Below are 25783 nucleotides of genomic sequence, written 5' to 3'. Positions count from 1 at the left end.
AGACCGATCAAGACAGACATCATCCCAATTCAAGGACATGCCATGACAAGACTGGCAGGAAAAGTTGCGCTCGTGACCGGCGCCGCGGACGGCATCGGCGCGGGCATCGCACGGCGCTTCGGCGCGGAAGGCGCGGCGGTGATCGTGCATCACGCAAATGATCCCCGCGGCGCGGCGCGGGTCGTCGCCGAAATCGTATGGCGCGGCGGCCGCGCCATCGCCGTACAGGGTGACATCGCCCGCTGGCAGGACATCCGGCGGCTCTATGAGGAGATCGCGGCGACCTTCGGTCGGCTCGATATCCTCGTCAACAACGGCGCCTTCGCGTGCAGCGAGATGCAGGACGCAGGCTCGGATGACGACCAGTGCCGGCAGCGCGAGCTCAAGGTGTTCGGCGCCATGCTGATGTGCCAGGAGGCGGTGCGGATGTTCGGCATCGACGGCGGCAGCATCATCAATCTCACCGCGCTCGACGGCATTCCGACAGCGCCCGCAGCGATGCCGGACCCCGGCGCGGACGCCGCCATCGATGCCATGACACGCGGGTTGTCGCGCGCCTATGGCACGCGCAACGTCCGCGTCAGCACCATCGCGCCGGGGATGCTCGGCCCCGAGGAACCCGCCGCCATCGACGTGCTCGACGGCAGCGTGCGCAACCGGCAGTTCATCGCCCTGCCCGCGGCGCGCAATCACGCAACCGACGGCATCGCCGACATCGCCGTGGCGCTGACCTGCGACGACAACGCGTTTCGCTCCGGCCGCGACAGCATGGTGGCCGGCGCCATGCAGTGACGCCGGGAAGCAGCTTTCCAGGTTCCCACCGACATTGCGGGCGTGTCCACACGGCACGCCCGCATTTCATATGGCGCGTTCGCCGACCAAAGCCTGCGAATTTTCTTCACATCCCATTAACCGCCCGCCGCAAAACGGCGAAACGAAGCTGTTGATCACCGCGTAGCTGTCAAAGAATTACCGGTTCTGATGCTATGCGTCGGTAATTGTAACGCAGTCCTTTTTGATCGACGAAAGCCAATGCTGGCCCGTAATACATCTGAGACGACTCGCCGGATCTCCCCGCGCTGGCTGCTGGCCGCTGCGGCGATCGTCGTTGTCGGCTTCACCGCGATCTGCGGCAGCGTGCTGATGAGCATGCGGCGCGGCGACGAGAAACTGGCGAACCAGACGCTCGGCAACCTCGCCTCCAGCATCGATGCCGATGTCGCCCGCAATGTGGAACTTTACGACCTCTCGCTGCGTAATGTGGCCAGCAACATGACCACGCCGGAACTGGTCGAGATTTCGCGGCCGATGCGGCAGTTGATCCTGTTCGACCACGCCGCCACCGCACGCCATTTCGGCGCCATCCAGGTGATGGATGTGGCCGGCAATGTGACCCTGGATTCGTCGACGCTGGATCCGAAGCAGCAGAATTTCGCCGACGACGAATTCTTCAAGGTCCACAAACGCGATCCGCTGTTCGGCCTCTATATCTCCAAGCCGATGCTGCATCAGGGCAGTTACGGCATCGTGCTGAGCCGCCGTATTGCAGCGCGCGACGGGACTTTCATCGGCGTCGTCTCCGGCTTCATCCGCTACAATTATTTCCACGAGATGGTCGATCGCCTGCAGCTCGAACCCGCCGACGTCATCACCGTCCTGCGGCAGGATGGCGTCATCGTCATGCGTGCGCCGTTCGACATGGACGTGATCGGCCGCGACGTCAGCAAAATGCGCGGCGTGCAGAAGGCCCTGGCCTATTTCTCCGGCTCCTATGTGGGGCGCGCCTCCAATGACGATATCGAGCGGCTGTTCGTCTGGCGTGAAGGCGCGCATCCGCTGATCGTGATGGTGGGGCGGTCCACCGACGTCATCTTCGGCCAATGGCGCAAGGATGCACTGCAGATCGGCGGCGCCATGGGTGCGCTCGGCCTGATCGCCTGCGCGCTGATGCTGATCCTGGCGCGCGAGATGGGCAAGCGCGGCGAGATGGAAGACAGGATGGCGCGCCTCGCCATGACCGACGGCCTCACCGGCCTCGCCAACCGACGTCATTTCGATGTGGTGCTGGAAAAGGAATGGCAGCGCGCCCAGCGCACCCGCGCGCCGATCTCGCTGCTGATGATCGACGCCGACCACTTCAAGGCCTTCAACGACAGTTTCGGCCATCAGGCCGGCGACCTCGTTCTGTGCGGGATCGCCTGGAGCATCGCCCGGCATGCCAAGCGTGCCAGCGACTGCGCGGCACGCTATGGCGGCGAGGAATTCGCGCTGATCCTGCCGGGTCTGTCGCTCGCCGAAGCCATCGACCTCGGCGAACGGATTCGCATCGATGTGGCCAATCTCGAGCGTGATGGCACGACCACGACAACGATCAGCGTCGGCGCAGCGTGCCTGATGCCTTCATCGCTGACGACCTCGAACGACCTGGTCAGCAATGCTGACGGTGCGCTCTATACCGCCAAGGCGCAGGGCCGCAACCAGACCTGGCCGGCCGCACCGCAGCAAAAAGACCTTGCAGCGTAACGAGATACCGCTTTTACGGTTGTAATTAATCCCTGATTCACCTGACTTGCTAACGCGTCTTCCACCCTTGCCCGGTATCCCTATGCATAAGGGGTAGGGATCCATGCGGCTGCTGGGGAGGTCAATGACGAACGACGTGCGCGATTCAGCGCCGCGCTCCGCCGAACATGGCGATGGGCCATCGACCATGCGTCGTGCGCCTGTACGCTGGCTCGTGCTCGCCGGTGCGGCGTTGATCATCATCATTGCCGGCGGCACGGCGATGACCGTGAACAATTTCCGTCAGCGCACGCTCGACAATTCCAACCGCGAACTTGAAAATACCGTACTGCTGCTCAGCCGGCATTTCGATCAGCAATTCCAGGATCTGCAGCGCATCCAGAAGAGCCTCACGGCTCATCTTCTCGCCAACGGCGTGATGTCGGTCCACAGCTTTGCCAGCAGCATGTCGAGCTACGAATCCCACATGATGCTGAAGTCGAAGGTGGATGACGAATTCGCCGGCGACATCACTGTGCTCGATGCCGACGGCCGTCTGGTCAGCTGGACGGGCGCCTGGCCGGCGCCGGATCTGATCCTTAGTGACCGTGAATATTTCCAGACACTGAAATTGCAGGGCTTCGCCAATGACGAAGAGATCGTGCAGCCCGTCCTGAGTCGCATCACCGGCCGGTGGAAAACCCTTTTCGCACGTCGCATCTCAGGGCCTAAAGGCGAGTTCTTCGGCATTGTGACGCGCAGCGTCGAAGCCCATCAGTTCGAAAAATTCTTTGCATCTGTCACGCTCGGCGGGAACGCGACGATCGCGATGTTCCACCGCAACGGCACCTTGCTGGCGCGCTACCCGCAGATGCCCTCGTCGATCGGCAAGGTCATCAATAGCGGCCCGCTCGTGCAGCACCTGCGCTTCAGCGACGCGCCCGCGACCATCCGCACCGTCAGCCCCATCGACAATATCGATCGCCTTGGCTCGATCCGCCTGCTGCAGAACTTTCCGATCGCGCTGATCGCGACCACGACGGTGGACGGCACGCTGGCCGACTGGCGCGACCAGACCAAATTTCTCGTGACCCTCGCGACGCTGTCGGCCTTGATCCTGGCGGGCCTGATTTATCTGATGATCCGCCACATCAAGCAGCAGAACCTCGCCGCGCAGTTGCAGACGACGCTGGAGAAAATGCGTCTCGACACTGCCATCAACAACATGACGCAAGGTCTGCTGCTGTTCGATGCGCAAGCGCGCGTGGTGGTGTGCAACCAGCGCTATCTCGACATGTACGGGCTGTCGCGCGACGTCATCACAGCCGGCCGTCCGTTCCGGGACGTGATCGCGCATCGCAAAGAAACCGGCTCGTTTGCGGGAGATGTGGACGCCTATGTCGCGGAGGTGATGCGCGACGTCGGGCGTTCGAGCGTCAATGTCATGCACACCGCGGACGGCCGGGCGATCCAGATCTCGTCGCGGCCGGTGGCCGATGGCGGCTGGGTTGCGACCCATGAAGACATCACCGAGCGGCGCAATGCCGAGGAGAAGATCGCGCATCTGGCGCATTACGATGCGCTGACCGACCTGCCGAACCGCACGCTGTTCCGCAACGAACTCGAACGCGAATTGACGCGGGTCGCGCGCGGCGCACAATGCGCGGTGCTCTATATCGACATCGACGAATTCAAGGGCATCAACGATTCGCTCGGCCATCCCGTCGGCGACGAACTGCTCAAGGGCATTGCGCTGCGGCTGCGCGCCTGCGTGCGCGGCTCCGATGTGGTGGCGCGGCTTGGCGGTGACGAATTCGCCATCGTGCAGACCGGCGTCGAAACCCATGCCGACATCACCGATCTCGTCGGCCGCATCTATGATACGATCCGCCAGCCGTTCGATTGTCTCGGTCACAGCCTGCTGACCGATGCGTCGATCGGCATCGCGCTGGCGCCACGCGACGGTACCGATCTGGATACGCTGCTCAAGAACGCCGACCTTGCGATGTATGACGCCAAGGCCGATGGCCGCCGCACCTTCCGCTTCTTCGAGCCCGAAATGGATGCGCGGGTGCAGGCCCGCCGCACGCTGGAGCTTGAACTGCGTCACGCGGCCGGCGATGGCTTCGCCAAAGGCGGGTTCGAAGTCTATTATCAACCGCTGCTGACGCTGCGCGACGACACCGTCGTGGGCTGCGAGGCGCTGCTGCGCTGGCGCCATCCCGAACGCGGCATGATCTCGCCGGCCGAGTTCATTCCGGTCGCCGAAGATATCGGCATCATCAATGCGCTCGGCGAATGGGTGATGAACACCGCCTGTGCCGAGGCTGCCAACTGGCCCTGCGGCATCCGGGTGGCGGTCAATGTCTCGCCGGTTCAGTTCCGCTCCGCGTCACTGGCACTGAAGGTGATCTCCGCTCTCGCCGCATCCGGCCTGCCGGCGCAGCGGCTGGAGCTCGAGATCACCGAGGCCGTGCTGATCCGCGATGACGACACTGCGCTGGAAATCCTGCACGGGCTGCGCGAGATCGGCGTGCGCATTGCGCTCGACGATTTCGGTACCGGCTATTCCAGCCTCAGCTATCTGCAGCGCTTCCCGTTCGACAAGATCAAGATCGATCGCTGTTTCGTGACCGACATCGCTGACGCACAGTGCTCATCCTCGATTGTACAGGCCGTCGTCAATATCGCGACGTCGCGCAACATGACGACCACGGCCGAAGGCGTCGAAACGCTCCGGCAGAAGGAGTTGCTGCGCGCGCTCGGCTGCACCGAAATGCAGGGCTATCTGTTCAGCGCCGCCAAACCCGCGAGCGAAGTACGCGAGTTGCTGATCGCGCATCAGGCCAAGGCGACCGAGGCGGCAGCTTAGGCGTTTTTCGTAGCCCGCCTTCTTCACCTCTCCCCTCTAGCGAAGCTTCGCTTCGCGCAAGGGAGAAGTGTTAACAGCCCCTCACTCCACTAATACAAACTGCATCAGCAGGGTTCGCTGCAGCATCGAGAAATTGTCGTCCGAGATCAACGTCAGCACCGTCTCGCCTTCCGACGTGACATGCACGTCGAGCCCTTCGAAATTATCGATCTCATAACCCAGATCGGCATCGAAGATGGTGGGGCCGTCGATGACCGCGTCCGGCACGATCGATGCGAAGGGAATGCGGCGGATGCGAACGCCGGTGTCGCCGAACAGCGAGAACTTGCGTTCCAGCAGCAGCAGATCGCCGGATGGCAACAACGCCGCATCGCTGATGTCATAATTCTTGGTGCGGCGGACCGAGAAGTTCGCCGGCGCCTTGCCGCCGATAATCCAGGCCGAGATGTTGCCGGCGCTGTCGAGCCCGCGCTCCGAGATCGCCAGCAGCATGCCTGCCAGCGGCGACGTCTTGAACCTGTCCTTGCGCACCATCACCAGTGCTTCGAGACTGCCATTGTTCGGCAGCTTGCGCATACCCGGCGGTTGCGGAATCGGCTCGCCTTTGGCACGCACGCCATCGCGGCCGAAGTCGAATTTCAGGATCTGATGCACGCGTTCGAGGCCGATATAGACCGTCGGCCCATCCACCGCGATGGACTCGGTGTCGTACCAGCCGCGCGCCGCGATCGACTTGCCATCGGTACCCAGCATCGGCGCCGCCTCGACATCGACGATGCCGACCATGGTATCGCCGCTATAGGCAATCTTGCCGGTAAACCAGTTGCCCTTGTCGCTGATGGCAATGAAACCCTCGCCCTTGTCATCCAGTCGAAGACCGGAGATACCGCCGAAATCCTTGTATCTCGATGTCAGGACCAATCCGCTGCGATATTGCAGCGACCCGAAGCGGGTATGCGCATGGTCACGCGTATCGAAAGCAGGAATTGGCCGCGCGTCGATCTGGATAGAAACCGGCGCACGGGCCGATGGCGGTGCCGGCACCGGAACGGGTTGCGCGCGGGCGAGCGATGGCAGCGTGGCTGCTGAAGCCACAACTGCAAGAAAGTGACGACGGGTGAGATGAGCGGTCAAGCGATGGCCATGGGGGATGGGTAGAGCAAAGCAAAACCCATCCTGTAAAGCCTAGTTCTTTTTGCGTCGCCGACCATGGCTCGGTGCCGGCCCTGCCGTTTCGCTGAACAGCTCCGCCAGCTTCTCGGTGATGGCGCCACCGAGTTCTTCGGCGTCGACGATGGTCACGGCGCGGCGATAGTAGCGCGTCACGTCGTGGCCGATGCCGATGGCGATCAGTTCGACCGGCGAGCGGGTCTCGATCTCTTCGATGATATAGCGCAGATGGCGCTCCAGATAGTTGCCGGGGTTGACCGACAGTGTGGAGTCGTCGACGGGGGCGCCGTCGGAGATCATCATCAGAATCTTGCGCTGCTCGGGACGGCCGAGCAGGCGCTTATGCGCCCAGTCGAGCGCCTCGCCGTCGATGTTCTCCTTGAGCAGACCCTCGCGCATCATCAGACCGAGATTCTTGCGTGCGCGGCGCCACGGCGCATCCGCCGACTTGTAGATGATGTGGCGGAGATCGTTGAGGCGGCCGGGATTGGCCGGCTTGCCGGCGCCGAGCCACGCCTCGCGCGACTGCCCGCCCTTCCAGGCGCGCGTCGTGAATCCCAGAATCTCGACCTTGACGCCGCAGCGCTCCAGCGTGCGCGCGAGAATGTCGGCGCAGGTCGCCGCCACCGTGATCGGGCGGCCCCGCATCGAGCCGGAATTGTCCAGCAGCAGCGTGACGACCGTATCGCGGAAGGTAGCTTCCTTCTCATGCATGAAGGACAGCGGATGATGCGGGTCGGTCACCACGCGCGACAGGCGCGCGGGATCGAGAATGCCTTCCTCGAGGTCGAAGTCCCAGGCGCGGTTCTGCTGCGCCATCAGCTTGCGCTGCAGGCGATTGGCGAGGCGCGCGACGACGCCCTGCAGATGCGCGAGCTGCTTGTCGAGATAGCTGCGCAGCCGTTCGAGCTCATCGTGATCGCAGAGATCTTCGGCGGCGATGACTTCGTCGAATTTCGGCGCGAAGGCGTGATATTCAGGGCCGCGCGGTTCGTTCTTGCCATGCGAATTCGGACGCGTGGCTTCGCCAGGCGTGTCCTCGTCGCCCATCTCGCCATCTTCGTCGAACGTGTCCGAAGCGGAGGCCTGCGCGCTCTCCATCGAGCTATCCGACATTTCCTCGGACGACTGCTGCGCCTGATCGGCGCTCATTTCCTGCGCGGCGTCGCTTTCCGGCGAGCCTTCGGCGCCAGCCTGATCGTTTTCGCCCTGACGCTCGTCGTCCTCGCTCTCCTCGTCATCCGGCTCGGCATTGCGATCGTCGCCAAGCTCCAGCGCCGACAACAGGTCATGCACGGCATCGCCGAACTTGGCCTGGTTCTCCGCGAACTGATCGAGCTGGTCGAGGCGACCGCTGATCTTGTCTTCGAGGACCGGTCGCCAGAGGTCGACCATCTTCTTCGCGGCGGCCGGCGGCGCGAGACCCGTCAGTCGCTCGCGCACCAGCATCGCCAGCGCATCGGCCAGCGGCGCATCGGCGCGGTCGGTGATCTCGTCGAACTTGCCGCGATGGAAATGATCGTCAAGCATCGCCGTAAGATTTTTCGCCACGCCAGCCATGCGGCGCGAGCCGAGCGCTTCCACACGGGCCTGCTCGACGGCTTCGAACACGCCACGCGCCTGCGGATTACCCGGCATCAGCTTGCGGTGAACTTTTGGATCGTGACAGGCGAGCTTGAGCGCGATGGAGTCGGCATGGCCGCGCACGATGGCGGCATCGCGTTTGCTCATCTTTCGCGCAGGTTCGGGAAGTCGGGCCTTGCCCGGCGACAGGCCCGGCCGTTCGGCCGCGAAGGTCACTTCGAGCTCGGACGATTTGGCAATCGCGCGCAAACACGACGTTACCGCACGTTTGAACGGCTCGGTCGGCGCTTCCTTGGCGCCGGTGCGAAATTTATTGGTCGTCGTCGTGCTCATCGCAGCCTTTGCGCGGGTCGTCACCGCGCATGCGGGGCAACCGATTGAATGCGGAGGTGCATTCCCCTCTCTTGGGAGAGAGGGGAAGAAGACGTCTTAGGTCATAGCCACGTTGACCGAACTCTCCGGCAGCTCTGCATTGAAGCAGCGCTGATAGAATTCGGCGACCAGCGGACGCTCGAGTTCGTCGCACTTGTTCAGGAAGGTGACGCGGAAAGCGAAGCCGATATCGTTGAAGATGTCGGCATTCTCGGCCCAGGTGATCACCGTGCGCGGGCTCATCACCGTCGACAGGTCGCCGTTGGCAAAGGCGTTACGCGTGAGGTCGGCGAGGCGCACCATCTTGTTGACGATGTCGCGGCCTTCCGGCGTCTGATAATGCTTGGCCTTCGCCAGCACGATCTCGACTTCCTCGTCATGCGCCAGATAGTTCAGCGTGGTGACGATCGACCAGCGGTCCATCTGGCCCTGGTTGATCTGCTGGGTGCCGTGATAGAGGCCCGACGTATCGCCGAGACCGATGGTGTTGGCGGTCGAAAACAGGCGGAATGCCGGATGCGGCTTGATGACCTTGTTCTGGTCGAGCAGCGTCAGGCGGCCGGAGACTTCCAGCACGCGCTGAATGACGAACATCACGTCCGGGCGGCCGGCGTCGTATTCGTCGAACACCAGCGCGACATTGTGCTGCAGCGCCCAGGGCAGAATGCCGTCACGGAATTCGGTGACCTGCTTGCCGTCGCGGACCACGATGGAGTCCTTGCCGACGAGGTCGATACGGCTGATGTGGCTGTCGAGATTGACGCGGACACAGGGCCAGTTGAGACGTGCGGCGACCTGTTCGATATGGGTCGACTTGCCGGTGCCGTGGAAGCCGGTGACCATCACGCGGCGGTTGCGCGAGAAGCCCGCGAGAATGGCGAGCGTGGTGGCGCGATCGAACCGGTAATCGGGATCGGTATCCGGCACATGCGGGTCGGATTCGGAGAACGCAGGCACTTCGAGGTCGGAATCGATGCCGAATACCTTGCGCACCGACACCATCTTGTCGGGTATGCCAGTCAACGCGTCGGGCTTTTCTTGCAGTTTGGTCGAGGCGGCGGTCATCAATCCTCCGTGGTCCCGGATATCCCGAAACCAGTCTAAAAACGGCTGCGGATGGGGTGCTTCGTGGAACGTAGCAGAGAGCCGCGGCGGGACAAAGCCCAGCTCTTCATCAAAGTTCCCGAATGTTATCATTGAGATAGGTTGTCATAGCGATTTTTGGAAGTCTGCCCTGCGAATCAGCCGATGCTCCATGTCGATGAATTTGCATCCGAATTCATCGGTCCGACCGTCCCGACCCCATTTTCAATCCCTATACTGTGATGACCATTGATTGAGGCGCCTGGCGCCGGATCGGATATGCGTGACGTCCTTCATTGAATCCCTGACCCAATTTGTCGCCGCGCATAGCTGGCTGGGTTACCTCACTGTCTTCCTCGCCGCCTTGCTCGAGGCGGTGCCGGTGCTTGGCACCTTCATCCCCGGCACCACCATCATTCTCGCGCTGAGCGCTCTGATCCCGGCGGGTGACCTCGATCTGGTCGCGGTGCTGGTGGCCGCCGTGGCGGGCGCCGTACTCGGCGACGGGGGCGCATTCTGGATCGGGCATATCCGGCAGCGGCAACTGCTCGATGCGTGGCCGCTGTCGAGCTATCCGGGCGTCGTGGCGCAGAGCGAGGCTTTCTTCCACCGTTTCGGCACGCTGGCCGTCTTCTTCGGCCGCTTCGTCCCGCCGATCCGCGCTTTCGTGCCGGTTACGGCCGGCGCGCTGGGAACTACGCCGGCAAAATTCTATGCCGTGAACATCCCAGCAGCACTGCTCTGGGCGCCGGCGCATGTGCTGCCCGGCGTGCTCGCAGTATCGGTCCTGGATCGCTATGGCGGCATCGCCGGCCTCGAAGGCCAAGCCAAACACTACTGGATTCAGGCCGTGGTCGTAACCGCCGCGCTGACCGGCGCCGCCATCTGGTGGTGGCATCGCCGCAAGCGCAACACAGCAATGGAATCGTCATAAAAAGGCGCTTGAACGTTGAAATATCTCTTTGATTTTTCAGAGCAAATGACGCCCTCGCGGCTTGACTTGCAACCCCGATTGACTTGAAAAGCCTGCACCGGCAGTTTCGCCCGCCGTCTGTCCTTCCCATATCCAGTGAATGTCCGAACCCATGCGCAGCTATCTCGACTTTGAAAAGCCCGTCGCCGAGCTGGATTCCAAGATCGATGAATTGCGCACGCTGGCTGCCGGCGGCAGCGACATCGGCGAGGAGATCGTGCGCATCGAGGACAAGGCCGTCGCGGCGCTGCACGAACTGTATGCGAACCTGACGCCGTGGCAGAAGACCCAGGTCGCGCGACATCCGCAGCGCCCGCATTGCATGAATTACGTGGAAGCGCTGATCACCGAATTCACGCCGCTGGCCGGCGATCGCAAATTCGGCGAGGACGAAGCGCTGGTGGCCGGCTTCGGCCGTTTCCGCGGCGAGAGCGTCTGCGTGCTCGGCCAGGAAAAGGGCAACACCACCGAAAGCCGCCTCAAGCATAATTTCGGCATGGCCCGCCCCGAAGGCTACCGCAAGGCGGTGCGCCTGATGGAGATGGCCGACCGTTTCGGCATTCCCGTGCTGTCGCTGGTCGATACCGCGGGTGCCTATCCCGGCATCGGCGCCGAAGAGCGCGGCCAGGCTGAAGCCATCGCGCGCTCGACCGATGCCTGCCTCGGCCTCGGCGTCGCCAATGTCGCCGTGATCATCGGTGAAGGCGGTTCGGGCGGCGCGATCGCGATTGCCACCGCCAACAAGGTGCTGATGCTGGAACATGCGATCTACAGCGTGATCTCGCCGGAAGCCGCGTCCTCGATCCTGTGGCGCGATTCCTCGAAGGCGCAGGAAGCGGCAACCAACATGAAGATCACCGCGCAGGATCTGCTGCGCTTCGGCGTGATCGACTCCATCCTGAAAGAGCCGCCGGGCGGCGCCCATCGCGATCCCGCCGCCATGATCGCCACCGCGGGCGACGCCATTGCCCAGGCCTTCAACGACATGCGCGGCATGGATGCGACCACCATCCGCCAGCAGCGCCGGCAGAAGTTTCTGGATATCGGCCGCAAGATCGGCTGATCTGACGTTCGTCTCACACGTCGATCTGTAACCTCGCACTGCGGCGGATCACTTGCGGCGGCTGGCCGTAAGCGCGCAGAAACGCGCGGCGCATGCGGTCACGATCGGCAAACCCCGTCAGTTGCGCGACGGTGTCGATGGGATGCCGGCTCTGCTCCATCATCAACCGCGCGGCCTCCAGTCGCAGATGTTCGATGGCCTTTGCAGGTGACTGCCCGGTCTCGGCATGAAAGGCGCGGCTGAACTGGCGCGGGCTGAGACTGGCGGCATCGGCGAGATCATTCACCGTCAGCGGCTTCTGCAGGTTGTCCTGCGCGAAAGCGAGCGCCTTCTGGATACGGTCCGACTTCGGCGCCAACTCCAGCAGCGCGGAAAACTGCGACTGGCCGCCGGCGCGGCGGTGATACACGACCATCTTTTTCGCGATGTTGCGTACGACGTCCTCGCCGAGATCGGCCTCGACCATCGCCAGTGCGAGATCGATGCCCGCGGTCATGCCGGCCGAGGTCCAGACCGGACCGTCATTCACGAAGATGCGGTCTTCATCCACCTTCACTTTCGGAAATTGCTTCTGCATGTCGCGCGCATAGAACCAGTGCGTGGTCGCGCGCCGTTGATCGAGAATGCCGGCTTCGGCGAGCACGAAGGCGCCGATACAGATAGACGCAACACGCCGCGCATGTTTGGGCGCCTGTCGCACGAAATCGATCAGGCCCGGCGTCGCGGATTCGACCGTCAGACCGCCGGCAATGATCAGCGTGTCATAGGCATCAGCCGCATTGAACGGTTCGGTGGTCAAACTCATGCCCAGCGAGGTGCCGACCTGACCGCCCCGCTCCGACAACACATGTAGATCGTAGGTGGGTGGATCGGTCAGCATATTGGCCAGCTCAAAGACCGACATCGCCGCAAGGCTGATGGGCGAGCACCCCGGGGAAACAACAAGGCCGATGCGCTGCATATGCACACTCCCGCGGGACAATACGTCCTAAAACGTCGTTTATATGACATTTGAGACGCGAACGCGCAAGACTAGGTTTCCTGACACGGCTGCGACGGCCGAGAGCATTCAGGAGAACGACAATGACTGTTTCACATCAGGGTACGGGACTGATTACGGGCGCTTCGACGGGCATTGGCGCCGTCTATGCGGACCGCCTGGCCAAGCGCGGCTATGATCTCATTCTGGTGGCACGCAATCAGGACAAGCTCGCGGCACTCGCCAAACGGCTGACCAGCGAGACGGGACGATCGATCCGCACGCTGGCCGCCGATCTCGGCGACAAGGCCGATCTTGCCAGGATCGAAGCTGTACTGCGCGACGATGCGAGCATCACAATGCTGGTGAACAATGCCGGCGTCGGCGCGGTGGCACCGTTGCTCAATGCCGATGTCGACAAAATGGAAGACATGATCACGCTGAACGTCACCGCGCTGACACGGCTGACCTATGCCGCGGTACCCGGCTTCGTTGCGCGCAACACAGGCACGATCATCAACATCTCCTCGATCGTCGGCATTGCCGCGGAGGTGCTCAATGGCGTCTACGGAGCGAGCAAGGCTTATGTGCTCAGTTTCAGCCATTCGCTGGTGCATGAACTGGCCGACAAGGGAGTCCGCGTACAGGCGGTGTTGCCGGGTGCAACGGCCACGGAGTTCTGGGATATCGCGGGCTTCCCGCACCAGAATATGGATCAGGCCATCGTCATGCATGTGAACGACATGGTGGATGCGGCGCTGGCCGGTCTCGATCAGGGCGAACGCGTCACCATTCCGGGTCTGCAGGATGGCGACGACTGGACCAGATTTGAGGCCGATCGCCGCGCCCTCTCCGCCAAGTTTGGCCATTCGAAGCCGGCGCCGCGCTACCACGTGACGTAGCGGCAGCGTGTCGCCGAGACACAGACCTGAAACCGCGCGCAGGCAGCAAAAAGCCCGCCCTCTCGAAAGAGGGCGGGCTTCTCAATTCCCGAACTTACTTCTTGGCCGGGGCCATCTTGCTGTCGGCCGGCTTCGGCGCGTCCTTGGTGGCAGGTGCAGGTGCCGCAGCATCAGCAGGCTTGGCAGGCGTCGCAGCAGCCTGGTCCATGCGCTCGACCTTGGCGCCTTCACGCAACTTGGTGACGTAGTCGGCCTGCGCCTTGCGCACCACATACTGCTCGATCTGCGGCTTCACCTGATCGAATTCCGGCGCCTTGCGGTTGCGCTTTTCCTCGACCTTGATGATGTGCCAGCCGAACTGCGACTTCACGGGATCCGAGATCTTGCCCGGCTCCAGCGTGAAAGCGACCGCCGAGAATTCCGGCACCATTTGGTCCTTGGTGAAGAAACCGAGATCGCCGCCATCGGCCGCGCCCGGATCCTTCGACTTCTTCTTGGCGAGCTCGGCGAAATCGGCGCCCTTCTTCAGCTCGTCTGCGACCGTCTTGGCCTCGGCTTCGGTCTCCACCAGAATGTGGCGGGCATGGACTTCAGCTTCGCCGGTGATCTGTTTGGCCGCGTCCTCATAGACCTTCTTCATGTTGTCGTCGGTCATGGCTTCCTTGCCCTCGACGGCCAGCAGGTTGTCCATGAGCAGGCGGTTACGGGCGAAGGCCAGCTTGGATTTGAAGTCGTCGCGGTCGGCGATCTTCTTGTCCTCGGCGGCCTTGGCGACGATCTTCATGTCGATCAGGAACGACAACACGTTGTCCTTGCGTGTCGCCGGATCCATCTGGGCGAGGCTCGGGCCGAGCTCTTCCTCGGCAATGGTGACGTCACTCTGGCGGATTTCCTGGCCGTTGACCTTGGCGAGGACCGGATTGGCGTCCTGCGCGTAAACCGGGAAACTGGTGAGGAAGGCCACCGCAACGGCGCCGGTCAGGGCAGCCAGAGTGCGGCCCGGGCGCAGGCCCGGCTTAAGAGCGGGCGATACGAAGGTCATGGAAAATCCTTATCTCGGATAAGAGCCTGTTGGGGACGGCGGACACTCTCCCAAACGTACCGTCTTGGCAACGCGAAAACTCTGTCAAAATGATGAAATCCTTGACAGGTTCGCGCCGTTGACAACCCCCCACACGGGCCATATCTCTCCCCGACCGGGCCGGTGGCGAAGGCGCGATTTCGGCCGCGCCGTGGTCATTGAACCCCTGATTGCCCTGCTCTCACTCATCTCCCGGGGTCTTGCTTTTTTGGCTCTCCCCATTGGGGTCCAGACGGCAATCCGCCACAGACTTTGGATATGACGAAGCTGGGCGATCCGCTGCACCATTCCACGGCCCTCGGGCCGCACTGCTTTCCACGGCCTCCGGGTCGTACTGCTAAAGACAGGATTTCGTGATGATCGGCGCGCTCGCCCGCAAGTTCTTCGGCTCTGCCAACGACCGCCGCGTCAAGGGATATCAATCGCGCGTCGCCGCGATCAACGCGCTGGAGCCGGAAGTCTCGGCGCTGTCCGACGATGCGCTTAAAGCGCGCACCACCGAGTTCAAGGAACAGATTGCCGCAGGCAAGAGCCTCGACGACCTGCTGGTTCCCGCTTTTGCCACCGTCCGCGAAGCCGCCAAGCGCACCCTCGGTCAGCGTCACTTCGACGTCCAGCTGATCGGCGGCATGGTGCTGCATGAGGGCGACATCGCCGAGATGAAGACCGGCGAAGGTAAGACGCTGGTTGCCACCCTCGCCGTCTATCTCAACGCGCTGGCCGGCCAGGGCGTGCATGTCGTCACCGTCAACGATTACCTCGCCAAGCGCGATAGCGGCTGGATGGGTCAGATCTACTCGTTCCTGGGCCTCACCACCGGCGTGATCGTGCACGGCCTTGACGATGCCGAGCGCCAGGCGGCCTACGCCTGCGACATCACCTATGGCACCAACAACGAATACGGCTTCGATTATCTGCGCGACAACATGAAGTACCGGCTGGAGGACATGGTCCAGCGCAAGCACTTCTATGCCATCGTCGACGAAGTCGACTCGATCCTGATCGACGAAGCGCGTACGCCGCTGATCATTTCCGGGCCGCTCGACGACCGCTCGGAATTCTACAACACCATCGACACCTTCCTGCCGAAGCTCGAAAAGATCACCGACTTCGAGGTCGATGAGAAGCAGCGCACCGTGACGCTGACCGAAGCTGGCATGGAGAAGATCGAAACCCTGCTGCGCGACGCCGGCCAGCTCAAGGGCGAGACGCTATACGACGTCGAGAACGTCTCCGTCGTGCATCACATCAATCAGGCGCTGCGCGCCCACTCGCTGTTCACCCGCGACAAGGACTACATCGTCCGCGACGACGAAGTGATCATTATCGACGAGTTCACTGGCCGCATGATGCAGGGCCGCCGTTATTCGGAAGGCCTGCACCAGGCGCTGGAAGCCAAGGAACATGTGACGGTCCAGCCGGAAAACCAGACGCTGGCCTCGATCACGTTCCAGAACTACTTCCGCATGTACAAGAAGCTGGCCGGCATGACCGGCACGGCGTTGACCGAAGCGGACGAACTGTTCGACATCTACAAGCTCGAAGTCGTCGAAGTGCCGACCAATGTCGGTATCGGCCGCCTCGACGAGGACGACGAGGTCTATCGCACCCAGGACGAGAAGCATGCGGCCATCATGGCCGAGGTCGAGCGCGCCAATGCGCGGATGCAGCCGGTACTGGTCGGCACGGCGTCGATCGAGAAGTCCGAAGTGCTCGGCGAGTATCTCCTGAAGCACGGCTACAAGCTGATCGACTTCACCAACCCGAAGGCGATGGACAAGCTCTACGCGGCTGCGCGTTCCGGCAAGCCAGCGAAACTGTTCGCGGTGCTGAATGCGCGCTTCCACGAGCAGGAAGCCTATATCGTCGCCGAAGCCGGCGTCCCCGGCGCCATCACCATCGCCACGAACATGGCCGGCCGCGGCACCGACATCAAACTCGGCGGCTCGCTGGAGATGCGCGCGCAGATCGAGACCGCCGACATCGCCGACGAGGCCGAGAAGGCCGCCAAGATCGCCGAGATCAAGGCCGAGATCGAGAAGTTCCGCGAGATCGTGCTGAACGCCAAGGAAGTGGTCGAGATCGAGCCCGCCAAGGGCAACAAGCCGGCCAAGACCGTCGAGAAGCCCGGCGGCCTCTACATCATGGGCTCCGAGCGCCATGAGTCACGCCGCATCGATAACCAGCTCCGCGGCCGCTCCGGTCGTCAGGGCGATCCCGGCCGCTCCAAGTTCTTCCTATCGCTGGAAGACGACCTGATGCGCATTTTCGGTTCGGATCGTCTCGATACGATGCTGACGCGGCTTGGCCTCAAGGAAGGCGAGGCCATCATCCATCCGTGGATCAACAAGGCACTTGAGAAGGCCCAGCAGAAGGTCGAAGCGCGCAACTTCGACATCCGCAAGAACCTGCTCAAATATGACGACGTGCAGAACGATCAGCGCAAGGTGATCTTCGAGCAGCGCGTCGATCTGATGCAGAACGACAGCGTCGCCGAGACCGTCAACGACATGCGCCGCGCTTTCGTCGAGGACCTCGTCACCAAACACGTGCCGGAAAACCAGTATGCCGAGCAGTGGGACGTGGCCGGCCTGAAGGAAGAGCTCAAGCGCGTGCTCGATCTCGATCTTCCGGTCGACGAATGGGCCAAGGAAGAAGGCATCGCCGACGAGGAACTGCTCAACCGCATCGAGCAGAAGGCCGACGAACACATGGCTGCGAAGGTCGCCCAGTGGGGCCCCGACGTGATGCGTTATGTCGAGAAGACGATCCTCTTGCAGACGCTCGACCATCTGTGGCGCGAGCATCTGGTGATGCTGGATCACCTGCGTCAGGTCATCGGCCTGCGCGGTTACGGCCAGCGCGATCCGCTGCAGGAGTACAAGGCGGAAGCCTTCAACCTGTTCGAGGCCATGATCTCCAATCTGCGCGAAGCCGTCACCGCGCAATTGATGCGCGTCGAAATCGTGCCTCCGGACGTGCAACCCGAACTGCCTGTCATGGAAGCCCACAAGCTCGACTACAACACCGGCGAAGACGAGATGGCCTTCGCCAATGCAGCGCTCACCCCGATGGGCCAGCAGCAGCCGGCCGTCGCCCGCGATCCGAACAACCAGGACACCTGGGGCAAGGTCGGCCGCAACGAGGACTGCCCCTGCGGCTCCGGCAAGAAGTTCAAGCACTGCCACGGGCGGTATGCGTAAGCAGACCACCGGGTAGATCGCGAAACCATCTGAAATCCCTCCCTTGCGGGAGGGATTTTTCTTTTGGGCTGTTGGTTCCACGCATTCGCGCAGCAAAGCACTGCGCTGGAGAGCGCCGACGACGATTGGACAACACGTCGCAGAGGATTAGCCTGTTCATCGCGCCGACACGAACGGCCGCAGGAATGAGGGGGCGTGCCGATGATGTCCAATTCCGAAATGCTGATCCGACTGATCTCCGCCGCCGCGCTTGGCAGCCTGATCGGTTTCGAGCGCGAGCGGCTGCTGTGGGCCGCGGGCATTCGCACCCATATGCTGGTCTGCGTCGGCTCCTGCCTGATCATGCTGGTCTCGCAATATGGCTTCTCGAACATCCTGCTCACGCAATCCAATGTCGTGCTCGATCCATCGCGCATCGCAGCGCAGGTCGTGTCCGGCATCGGCTTTCTCGGCGCGGGATCGATCCTGGCGCGCGGCGAAATCGTCAAGGGGCTGACCACGGCGGCAAGCATCTGGACGGTGGCGGCGATCGGCCTTGCGGTGGGTGGTGGATTGTATCTCGCGGCCGGTGCATCGACGGTGATCATCCTGATCATCCTCGTCGGTATCAAGCCGCTTGAGGAAGCCTATCGCTCGCGCAACCAGACCTGCATGCTGAAGGTGGAGGTCGAGAACAATGGCCTGACACCGGAATTGCTGCGCGAGACATTGTCGCTGCGAGCTGGCCAGGTGAAACGCTTCCTGGTGGAGAGCCGCGATCCCCAAGGCAGCGACCAGCTTTCGATCCTGCTCAGCAAGGTGTCGTCACAGGATATCGCGAGCTATCCTTCGAAGCTGCAGGAGCTTGATGGCGTGCGTCAGGTCAGTATCGTCAAACGCGTCAGCGACAACGGCGCCAACCACACGTGAGCGATATATCTGCGGGGAGCGAGGCGCGCTTAGCGCGTCGCCGAGAAGCGATCCGAGAACGAATTCGCCGAAACCACGGGAGCAGCGCCTGACAGCGCTATGCCGGCGCCGCCACCGGAGGCCGGAGCGGACGGTTCGGCCGACAGCGTCGGCTTGAGCGGCGGGCGCGCGGTGGCAACGACAGGCGCTGGGGCCGGCTTCGCGGCTACGGCGGGTGCAGGGGCAGCCTTGGCAGCGGTTGGAGCCTTCGGCTTCGCGGCCGGTGTCGGCACAGCGGTGGCTGGCGCCGCAGTCGTCGTGGTCGCTGTCGTGTCCGAGCCGCCGATACCGACCTTCTTGGCGAGATTGCTGAAGAAGCCGCCATCCGACGAGGCCGAAGCAACGCGGGTGGAGGGCGCTGCGACGACCGGCTCTTCCGATGCAGCGAACAGCGAGGCCGAATAGGAGGTTGTCGTCGCAGCCGTCGCCTTCGGCGGATTGACGTGCGGCGGAATGGTGCCCGGTGCACGCGAATAGGCGGCGGTCTGCACACCCGACGGCTCCGGATCCGACAGGCCAGTGGAGGCATCAGGCAGCTTGGCGGCGAAGACGCGGTTCATGCCACCGTCGATATCGGGACGGCGTTGCGCGACCGGCGTGCCCTTGGCAACCAGTTCGGCGACCTTGGCATCGTCCTGCGCCTGCTTCGCGCTGACGGCATCGGCGATCTCGGCAGGCACCTGATAGACGGGGCACTTGGCCGAGGCGTTGAACACCAGCGGCTTGGTCGATCCCGCAGGCGCGGCCGGATCGAACACATACTTGTTCTCGCAGAACTCGACCTTCGGCTCCTGCCGCGTCACTTCGAAATGATCATAGCCCTGCTTGATCATCTTCCAGAACGGCATATTCGGGTTATTGCGATGCTTGGCCATGTTGACCGGCGTCATCTTGAACGGAAACGCCGCGAACTGGAACGAACGCTGCCCACCGAAGAATGACTCGCGCCCCAGCGAATAGATCTCGGCGATCTGTTCGTCGGTCATGGCAAAACAGCCACGCGACGAGCAATCGCCATGCACCATCAGTTGCGAACCGGTGCGTCCCAGCGACTTGTCGAAGGCGTTGGGGAAACCGGTATTGAATGACAGATAGTAGGCCGAGCGCGGGTTCATCTGCGCCGGCGTGATCGCATAGAAACCTTCCGGTGCCTGACGATCGCCTTCCTTGACCTTCGGGCCGAGATCGCCGGACCAGCGGCAGATCGGATAGGTTTTCAAGAGCGCGAACTGGCCGGAGCGGTTCTGCTTCCAGACTTCGAGTTCGGCTTCCTGCTTGAACACACGGACCAGCATCGGCGACTGCAGGTCCATGTCCTTTTCAGTCATCTCGGCAACGAGCTTGGGAGGAACGGGCTGGTTGGCCTTCGCATTGCTGGCGAGCGACATGTCTTCGCCGTTGCAGCCGGCCAGCACCACGCCTGTCGCAAGTACGACTGACGTCAGCAGCGCGCGAACAAGCGAGCGATGTTTCAAAGCTAAGCTCCGCAGCCGGCAGGACGCCGACACCCCAAGTTCAGAAGTCCCAGAATAAAGACAAATTGGCCCTTATTCGTACGCAAATGTTAGCCTTAAGGCCCCCTGCTCGCAAGGCAACTGGCCGTGAGCGGCAGGTTCCATTCCAGCGATGGTCAACAGAGATTGAAGATCTCGGGCCGGGCGGAATTGCGGCGGTATCTGGCGGAGAAGCAAATAAAGCGGGCGTGGACTGGTTATGCTTAATGGTTCGGCGCCCGCCTGTCGTCCCGGCGAAAGCCGGCGCCCATAACCTCAGGCGTCCTCGTTGGAAAAAGGCCTCAACGTCCTGCCTGGACTTGGCTCGACGGCTTATGAGTCCCGGCTTTCGCCGGGGCGACACCCGGAGCGTCGCTTATGCCCCCCGGACCACGGTCTTCAAGTAGTTGTAAGCCTTGATGATTTCGATCAACCGGTCCTCAGTGGAGCGGTCGCCGCCATTGGCGTCGGGATGGTGCTGCTTCACCAGCGCCTTGTACGTCGCCTTGACGTCGTCCAGCGTGGCGCTGGGGCCGAGACCCATCACCTGCAGCGCCTTGCGCTCCGCATTGAATATCTTGCGGGTTTCTTCCTTGATCGGCGCCTGCGGCTTGCGGGCCCGGCCACGGCCCATACCCATGCCGTTCATTTCGTTGAACATGGCGAACGGATCGATCGCACCGTCGAGGTCGGGCTGCCCGGCCTTTTTCTCCGGAGAGCCGTTGGCGCCCATCTTCCAGGTCGGACGGTGACCGGTCAGCGCGTCCTTCTGGTACTTGGCGACCGCATCCGGCGCCATGCCCTGGAAGAAGTTGTAGCCCTGATTGTATTCGCGGACGTGGTTCAGGCAGAAGTGCCAGTATTCCTTGTCCTGCGCGCGGCCCTTCGGGGCACGGTGTGGGCCCTTGTTCTTGCACTCGGGCCATTCGCACATAATAGCTTCCTCGCGCGCAGCAGCTTGCTGCTTCGCGCTCAGCTTGTTCGGCTTGATACGGATGCTGTCGAAGAATTTGGATGAGTCGATGGGCATAGCTGACTATGACAACGCAACGCAAAAAGCTTCAAGTCTTGACATTCCGATTACCTCATTCGGTGCACTGCGCCGCACCAATATGGTCGCTACATCGTGATTGACCATGAGCGGCGCAAACCGCTAAGCCGGCCATCATGACCATGAAAGATAACATCACAAAGAAGCTGACAGAGGCTTTCGCGCCCCAGCGCCTCGACGTGACCGATGAATCGCATCTGCATGCCGGTCACATGGGCCATCGCCCGGAGGGTGAAACCCACTTCAGGGTCAATATTGTGTCGGAGGCCTTCGAAGGGAAGAGCCGGATCGACCGTCATCGCATGATCAATGAACTATTGACGGCGGAACTCGCCGGAACGGTCCATGCGCTGGCGCTGAAACCGCAAACGCCGAAAGAAGCGGGCTAGGCTTCGTTCAGGCGCCCAACACTGTCATTCCGGGGCGCGGGCGTTCGACATGGCTGAACACTACGGGATTCCGGGTCTTCGCTTACGCCGGCCAATGCCGGCTGCGGCGAAGCCCGGAATGACGAGTGTAGGTTGGGCTACTTCTTCAGCAACGCGATCGCCTGGAGCACATTCGGCTTCAGCCCGGCGCCGCCAGCATCCAGATGCTCGAAGATCTTCTTGCGCATGCGCGGATCCCAGAACTTCTTGATGTGCTCGGCGATCCCGGCCACGGCGTGATCGTGGCCCTGGCTGTTGAAGAAATCGCCAATCTGGTTGGCCATGTAGATCAGCCGGTCAGGCGACGTCGATGTGTGGGTGTCCATGCTCTTGTCCTGATGCATCCGCGACCGCGTGCGGAAGCACGCGATGCGGATGTGTGAAAACTTCAAAACCGTCCGCTCGCGCGATAGCGGCGAGTGTAATACCCGCGGCGTCGGCCAAACGGATCGCCAGTGCGGTCGGCGCCGACACCGACACCATGAGCGGCGCGCCGATGGCGGCTGTCTTCTGCACCATCTCCACAGACACGCGGCTGGTCAGCAGCACCATGCCCTGGCTGGCATCGACCTTTGTCTGCGCCAGCGCGCCGGCGAGCTTGTCCAACGCGTTGTGACGGCCGACATCTTCCCGCAAAGCGACGATGCCATCTGCGTCAGTCCAGAACGCGGCAGCGTGAACCGCGCGGGTCTGGATGTTGATCTTCTGCAGCGGCGACAGCGTCTCCATCGCCGCCATGATCTGGTCGAAGGAGAACGTGCCGCCGGGCGCAACGATGGCCGCCGGCTTAACGGCTTCCGAGATCGAGTCGATACCGCACAGACCGCAGCCCGTCGGCCCGGCGACCTGCCGGCGCCGCGCGCTGATGCTCTCGGCCTTCTCGCCTGCAAGCCACATCCGCAGCTCAACGCCATCGTCGAACTCGACGGCCTCGAAACTCTCGATCTCGTCGATCGAGGCGACCACGCCCTCGCTCAGGCTGAAGCCATAGGCGAAGTCGCGATAGTCCTGCGGCGTCCCCATCATGACGGCATAGGTGCCGCCATTATAGGTGATCGCCAGCGCAGTCTCTTCCGGCACCACGCGCAGCCCCTCGCTGACGCCGGAATGGCGCCAGATCTTTCGCGAGGCTTTGCGAACCGGATCGTGCATGTCTGGCCTCCAGACCTACTCCGCAGCTTCCACAACAGGCATGGCGATCCGGCGCGATTGGCGGGCCTGCTCGTCATATTCCTTCTGCCACTCGGACGGACCGTTCGAGGGCGAGATCTGCACCGCCGTCACCTTGTATTCCGGACAATTGGTGGCCCAGTCCGAGAACTCGGTGGTGATGACGTTGGCCTGCGTGGTCGGGTGGTGGAACGTCGTATAGACCACGCCCGGCGCCATGCGTTCGGTGAGCAGCGCGCGCAATGTGGTCTCGCCCGCACGGCTCTGCAGCTTCACCCAGTCGCCATCGCGGATGCCGCGCAGCTCGGCGTCGTGCGGATGCAGCTCCAGACGATCCTCTTCATGCCAGACCACATTCTCGGTGCGCCGCGTCTGCGCGCCGACATTGTACTGGCTGAGAATACGGCCGGTGGTGAGCAGCAGCGGAAAGCGCGGCCCGGTACGCTCGTCGGTGGCAATGTATTCGGTGAGCATGAACTTGCCCTTGCCCCGCACGAAGCCGTCGATGTGCATGATCGGCGTGCCCAGCGGTGCCTTCTCGTTGCACGGCCACTGCACCGAGCCGACTTCGTCGAGCTTCGCAAAGGAGACACCGGCGAAGGTCGGCGTCAGCGCTGCGATCTCATCCATGATCTCCGAAGGATGATTGTAGTGCATCTCGTAGCCGAGCGCCTTGGCGAATCCCAAGGTCACTTCCCAGTCTTCCAGGCCATTCTTCGGTGACATCACCTTGCGGACGCGCTGGATGCGGCGTTCGGCATTGGTGAAGGTGCCGTTCTTCTCCAGGAAGGTCGAGCCCGGGAAGAACACATGGGCGTAGTTTGCGGTCTCGTTCAGGAAGAGATCGTGGACGATGACGCATTCCATCGCCGACAGAGCCGCGACGACATGCTTGGTATTCGGATCGGACTGCAGGATGTCTTCGCCCTGCACATAGAGACCCATGAAGGTGCCTTCCGTGGCTGCGTCGAACATGTTCGGGATGCGCAGGCCCGGCTCGGGATTGAGCTTCACGTTCCACATCGACTCGAAGGTCTCGCGGACCGCATCACCCGAAATATGCCGGTAGCCCGGCAGTTCGTGCGGGAACGAGCCCATGTCGCAGGAGCCCTGCACATTGTTCTGGCCACGCAGCGGATTCACGCCGACGCCGGGACGGCCGATATTGCCGGTAACCATCGCCAGGTTGGCGATCGCGATGACGGTCGTCGAGCCCTGGCTGTGCTCGGTAACACCGAGGCCGTAATAGATCGCGCCGTTGCCACCGGTGGCGAACAGACGCGCGGCGGCACGCAGCTCCTTCGGATCGACGCCAGTCATGATGGCGGTGGCTTCCGGGCTGTGGTTGGGCTGCGCGACGAAGGCCGCCCAGTCCTCGAACTCGCTCCAGTCGCAACGCTCGCGGATGAAGGCTTCATCGGCGAGGCCTTCGGTGACGATGACATGCGCCAGCGCAGTAAGCACAGCTACGTTGGTGCCGGGCATCAACGGCAGATGATGCTGTGCCTCTATATGTGCCGAGCGCACGATATCGGTTTTGCGCGGGTCGACGACGATCAGCTTGGCGCCGGCGCGCAGACGCTTCTTCAGGCGCGACGCAAACACCGGATGACCGTCGGTCGGATTGGCGCCGATGATCATCACGACGTCAGTGTCTTCCACGGAATCGAAGTCCTGGGTGCCGGCCGAGGTGCCGAAGGTCGAGGACAGGCCGTAGCCGGTCGGCGAGTGGCAGACACGGGCGCAGGTATCGACATTGTTGTTGCCGAAGCCGGCGCGGATCAGCTTCTGCACCACGAAGACCTCTTCGTTGGTGCAGCGTGACGAGGTGATGCCGCCGATGGAATCTCGACCATGTTTGGCCTGGATGCCCTTGAACTTCTTCGCGGCGAAATTGAACGCCTCATCCCACGACACTTCCTGCCACGGATCAGTGATCTTCTCGCGGATCATCGGATTGAGGATGCGCTCCTTGTGGTTCGCATAGCCCCAGGCGAAGCGGCCCTTGACGCAGGAATGGCCGCGATTGGCCTTACCGTCCTTGTACGGCACCATGCGCACCAGCTCCTCGCCGCGCATTTCCGCCTTGAAGGTACAGCCGACGCCGCAATAGGCGCAGGTGGTGACGGCGGAGTGCTCCGGCTGGCCGATCTCGATCACGGCCTTCTCAGTCAGCGTCGCGGTCGGGCAGGCCTGCACGCAGGCGCCGCAAGACACGCATTCCGAACCCAGGAAGCTCTCGCTCATTCCCGGCGAGACGCGGCTCTCGAAACCGCGGCCGGAGATCGTCAGCGCGAAAGTGCCTTGTACTTCTTCGCAAGCGCGGACGCAGCGCGAGCAGACGATGCACTTCGAGGGGTCATAGGTGAAGTACGGATTCGACTCGTCCTTCGCCATCCAGTGATCGTTTTCGCAGGCTTCCGGCGAGTTGTGAGTATGCTTCGGGCCGTTCTTGGCGAAGACATGGTTCTCGCCGTCATAGCCGTAGCGCACGTCGCGCAGACCGACCGCACCGGCCATGTCCTGCAATTCGCAGTCGCCGTTGGCGGCGCAGGTCAGGCAGTCCAGCGGATGGTCGGAGATGTAGAGCTCCATCACGCCCTTGCGCAGCTTCGCCAGCCGCTCATTCTGGGTGTGGACCACCAGGCCTTCCATCGCCGGCGTGGTGCAGGAGGACGGCGTGCCGGCACGGCCCTCGATCTCCACCAGACAGAGACGGCAGGAGCCGAAGGCGTCCACCATGTCGGTGGCGCACAGTTTCGGGATCTGCGTGCCCATTTCCATCGCAGCGCGCATGATCGAGGTGCCCTCGGGCACCGAGACGCTCTGCCCGTCGATGGTCAGCGTGACCATCTTTTCGGACTTCGAGCGCGGCGTACCAAAATCGATTTCGTGAACGAGCGACATGT

Annotated in this window: 19 protein-coding genes; 9 read left to right on the top strand and 10 right to left on the bottom strand. The window is 62.5% G+C overall.

The features are described 5' to 3' along the window. Positions 1 to 72 precede the first annotated feature (72 nt). From CIW50_RS04330 to CIW50_RS04320, 3 genes are all read left to right on the top strand, one after another. The gene (locus tag CIW50_RS04330) at positions 73 to 792 is read left to right on the top strand and encodes an SDR family NAD(P)-dependent oxidoreductase (protein WP_172980209.1); all 720 of its coding nucleotides are present in this window, start codon (positions 73 to 75) and stop codon (positions 790 to 792) included. A 240-nt stretch (positions 793 to 1032) separates the two neighbouring features. Next, a complete protein-coding gene (locus tag CIW50_RS04325; protein WP_149529996.1) occupies positions 1033 to 2523 on the top strand; it encodes a sensor domain-containing diguanylate cyclase in 1491 nt (496 codons plus the stop codon). 187 nt (positions 2524 to 2710) lie between these two features. Continuing rightward, entirely contained in the window at positions 2711 to 5374 is a 2664-nt protein-coding gene (locus CIW50_RS04320) for a bifunctional diguanylate cyclase/phosphodiesterase (protein WP_502707377.1), read from the top strand. Between the two features lie 81 nt (positions 5375 to 5455). Here CIW50_RS04320 and CIW50_RS04315 read toward each other — a convergent pair whose 3' ends face one another. The 3 genes from CIW50_RS04315 to cobS form a co-directional block, all read right to left on the bottom strand. Beyond that, the gene (locus CIW50_RS04315) at positions 5456 to 6508 is read right to left on the bottom strand and encodes an esterase-like activity of phytase family protein (protein WP_149529994.1); all 1053 of its coding nucleotides are present in this window, start codon (positions 6506 to 6508) and stop codon (positions 5456 to 5458) included. A 51-nt stretch (positions 6509 to 6559) separates the two neighbouring features. Beyond that, complete coding sequence (gene cobT / locus CIW50_RS04310; RefSeq protein WP_149529993.1) at positions 6560 to 8461, bottom strand: cobaltochelatase subunit CobT; 1902 nt, start codon at positions 8459 to 8461, stop codon at positions 6560 to 6562. Positions 8462 to 8557: 96 nt separating this feature from the next. After that, positions 8558 to 9565, bottom strand: a complete 1008-nt coding sequence (cobS, locus tag CIW50_RS04305) for a cobaltochelatase subunit CobS (RefSeq protein WP_149529992.1) — start codon at positions 9563 to 9565, stop codon at positions 8558 to 8560. A gap of 301 nt (positions 9566 to 9866) precedes the next feature. On the opposite strand from cobS, the gene CIW50_RS04300 reads away from it, so the two are divergent. Together CIW50_RS04300 and CIW50_RS04295 are read left to right on the top strand one after the other, a co-directional pair. Then, a complete protein-coding gene (locus CIW50_RS04300) occupies positions 9867 to 10517 on the top strand; it encodes a DedA family protein (RefSeq protein ID WP_149529991.1) in 651 nt (216 codons plus the stop codon). A gap of 139 nt (positions 10518 to 10656) precedes the next feature. Beyond that, positions 10657 to 11619, top strand: coding sequence for an acetyl-CoA carboxylase carboxyltransferase subunit alpha (locus CIW50_RS04295; protein WP_149529990.1), 963 nt, complete (start codon positions 10657 to 10659; stop codon positions 11617 to 11619). 13 nt (positions 11620 to 11632) lie between these two features. Here CIW50_RS04295 and CIW50_RS04290 read toward each other — a convergent pair whose 3' ends face one another. After that, positions 11633 to 12580, bottom strand: coding sequence for a GlxA family transcriptional regulator (locus CIW50_RS04290; protein ID WP_149529989.1), 948 nt, complete (start codon positions 12578 to 12580; stop codon positions 11633 to 11635). 122 nt (positions 12581 to 12702) lie between these two features. Here CIW50_RS04290 and CIW50_RS04285 point away from each other — a divergent pair, with 122 nt between their 5' ends. Beyond that, entirely contained in the window at positions 12703 to 13500 is a 798-nt protein-coding gene (locus tag CIW50_RS04285) for an SDR family NAD(P)-dependent oxidoreductase (RefSeq protein WP_149529988.1), read from the top strand. A 94-nt stretch (positions 13501 to 13594) separates the two neighbouring features. On the opposite strand, the gene CIW50_RS04280 is transcribed toward CIW50_RS04285, so the two are convergent. Further along, complete coding sequence (locus CIW50_RS04280; RefSeq protein WP_149529987.1) at positions 13595 to 14542, bottom strand: peptidylprolyl isomerase; 948 nt, start codon at positions 14540 to 14542, stop codon at positions 13595 to 13597. A 395-nt stretch (positions 14543 to 14937) separates the two neighbouring features. Between CIW50_RS04280 and secA the strand changes: the two genes are divergently transcribed. Both secA and CIW50_RS04270 read left to right on the top strand, forming a co-directional pair. Next, entirely contained in the window at positions 14938 to 17784 is a 2847-nt protein-coding gene (gene secA / locus CIW50_RS04275) for a preprotein translocase subunit SecA (protein WP_149529986.1), read from the top strand. A 201-nt stretch (positions 17785 to 17985) separates the two neighbouring features. After that, positions 17986 to 18693, top strand: coding sequence for an MgtC/SapB family protein (locus tag CIW50_RS04270; protein ID WP_149529985.1), 708 nt, complete (start codon positions 17986 to 17988; stop codon positions 18691 to 18693). 29 nt (positions 18694 to 18722) lie between these two features. On the opposite strand, the gene CIW50_RS04265 is transcribed toward CIW50_RS04270, so the two are convergent. Together CIW50_RS04265 and CIW50_RS04260 are read right to left on the bottom strand one after the other, a co-directional pair. Next, positions 18723 to 20207, bottom strand: a complete 1485-nt coding sequence (locus CIW50_RS04265) for a L,D-transpeptidase family protein (RefSeq protein ID WP_149529984.1) — start codon at positions 20205 to 20207, stop codon at positions 18723 to 18725. A 394-nt stretch (positions 20208 to 20601) separates the two neighbouring features. Then, on the bottom strand, positions 20602 to 21255 hold the full coding sequence (locus CIW50_RS04260; RefSeq protein WP_149529983.1) for a J domain-containing protein: 654 nt from the start codon (positions 21253 to 21255) through the stop codon (positions 20602 to 20604). Positions 21256 to 21392: 137 nt separating this feature from the next. Here CIW50_RS04260 and CIW50_RS04255 point away from each other — a divergent pair, with 137 nt between their 5' ends. Continuing rightward, entirely contained in the window at positions 21393 to 21665 is a 273-nt protein-coding gene (locus CIW50_RS04255) for a BolA family protein (RefSeq protein WP_149529982.1), read from the top strand. A 137-nt stretch (positions 21666 to 21802) separates the two neighbouring features. On the opposite strand, the gene CIW50_RS04250 is transcribed toward CIW50_RS04255, so the two are convergent. Genes CIW50_RS04250 through fdhF form a run of 3 tightly spaced genes read right to left on the bottom strand, consistent with a single transcriptional unit; the run spans position 21803 to position 25781 of the window. Then, positions 21803 to 22030, bottom strand: coding sequence for a formate dehydrogenase subunit delta (locus CIW50_RS04250; RefSeq protein ID WP_149529981.1), 228 nt, complete (start codon positions 22028 to 22030; stop codon positions 21803 to 21805). Continuing rightward, on the bottom strand, positions 22002 to 22856 hold the full coding sequence (fdhD, locus tag CIW50_RS04245; protein ID WP_149529980.1) for a formate dehydrogenase accessory sulfurtransferase FdhD: 855 nt from the start codon (positions 22854 to 22856) through the stop codon (positions 22002 to 22004). Before fdhD ends, CIW50_RS04250 begins: the two co-directional genes overlap by 29 nt. Positions 22857 to 22871: 15 nt before the next feature. Beyond that, positions 22872 to 25781, bottom strand: coding sequence for a formate dehydrogenase subunit alpha (fdhF, locus tag CIW50_RS04240; protein WP_149529979.1), 2910 nt, complete (start codon positions 25779 to 25781; stop codon positions 22872 to 22874). Positions 25782 to 25783 lie beyond the last annotated feature (2 nt).

It is taken from the genome of Tardiphaga sp. P9-11 (assembly GCF_008329525.1).
In the GTDB taxonomy this organism is placed as follows: domain Bacteria; phylum Pseudomonadota; class Alphaproteobacteria; order Rhizobiales; family Xanthobacteraceae; genus Tardiphaga.
This window is presented reverse-complemented; position numbering and strand designations above follow the sequence as displayed.